The sequence below is a fragment of the Ruegeria sp. AF1 genome, assembly GCF_056542125.1.
Genome location: NZ_JBQFZG010000045.1, coordinates 1 through 1313 on the forward strand (window position 1 = coordinate 1; position 1313 = coordinate 1313).

2 protein-coding genes are annotated in these 1313 nt (G+C 55.8%); one reads left to right on the forward strand and one right to left on the reverse strand.

Annotation, left to right across the window (positions count from 1 at the left end; translation table 11 throughout):
• Window positions 1-145, reverse strand: a 145-nt coding sequence (locus ACR0BK_RS20340) for a GFA family protein (RefSeq protein WP_480556063.1), incomplete at its 3' end; no start/stop codon positions are given.
• A gap of 63 nt (window positions 146-208) precedes the next feature.
• Here ACR0BK_RS20340 and ACR0BK_RS20345 point away from each other — a divergent pair.
• Window positions 209-1096: a LysR family transcriptional regulator gene (locus ACR0BK_RS20345; RefSeq protein ID WP_480521051.1), complete on the forward strand. Its 888-nt coding sequence runs from the start codon at window positions 209-211 to the stop codon at window positions 1094-1096.
• Window positions 1097-1313: the final 217 nt, after the last annotated feature.

The window sequence follows — 1313 nt, forward strand, 5'->3', positions numbered from 1 at the left end:
GCGCCAACTGGCAGGACCGGCAATGACAATGCGCTGACCATTCCGGCCGACCGGAAATCTCGTATCGTACGGCGCGGCAATAGCATCCACCCTTTAGCTTTTCCATCATCCGATCCTCCAACTGCACCGCCGTAATGATAGGCATATTGCTAAATTTTTGACTTCATGCGACTCATTAATCCTGCCGTAACGTTAGAAAATCTATCATATGAATTGGTCGAGACTCCCGCCGTTGAACAGCCTGCGCGCCTTTGCTGCCGTAGCTACTGCAGGCAGCTATGCAGGTGCTGCAGGCCATCTGAACGTCACTCAGGCCGCTGTTAACCAGCAAGTCAAAGCGCTCGAAAACCGAATTGGTATTGCGTTAGTCCATCGGGTCGGTCGCGGCATTGAGCTGACGCGTTCCGGCGCCCAATTGGCACGGGATTTGGAAGCAGGCTTTGACATAATCAGCCGGGGCGTGGAACGCATTAATGAAGAGGCCATGCTCCGGCCGGTGCAGGTGACTATGCCACCGGCCTTTGCTGTTGAATGGCTCATGCCTAGGGTGGGCGAGTTTCAGCGGGCAAATCCGGAAATCACCCTGATGCTCAATCCGACGTCACAGATCGTTGAGCTCAGGCCGGGTGGGATCGACGTCGCCATAAGGTATCGAGATCAAAGGCGAGCCGAGCCGGATGTCGAGGCTGTCCTCAAGACAGACATGGTTGTCATCGGTACGCCATCGCTGATCGGGGCACGTGATCTGTCAGACTACAAGTCGCTTGCCGACTTGCCTTGGCTGCAGGAATTAGGGACCAACGAGGCGGCAGAGTGGTTCACTTTTCATGGCATCGTCCCAAAGCGACCTTTGGCGATTAACCACATGCCGGGCAACCTGATCATGCCAGCGGTCCGACGCGGCGATGGCATCACCTATACTGCCCGCGCCTTTTTTACGGAAGACATCACGGCTGGCCGGGTCGCTGTGCTCGCTTCCGAACCGCTTTTTGGCGTCTACCACATCGAAGCCTCACCAGGACGACAACGCCCCGAAGTATTGGCATTCATCAAGTGGCTCCGCTCGAAAGCCGAAGTCATTACAGTGTCGGACTGAAGTCGCCTGAGCTTTACGAGCGAACGGCCGCTCCGGGCTCGAGGCCGTCATCTGAGCGATTTTGTCGGATACTGAAGCGGTAGAAAGTGCCGAATGACCGGGTCGCGGACGAAGCTGCCGCAGACGCGACCTGACAGCGTGCTTTGCGGACTATTTTTGCAGTTCAATATTATGCTTCTGAAAGTCTGTCGTGGCGTTTGTATGCGGATAGGTTTGA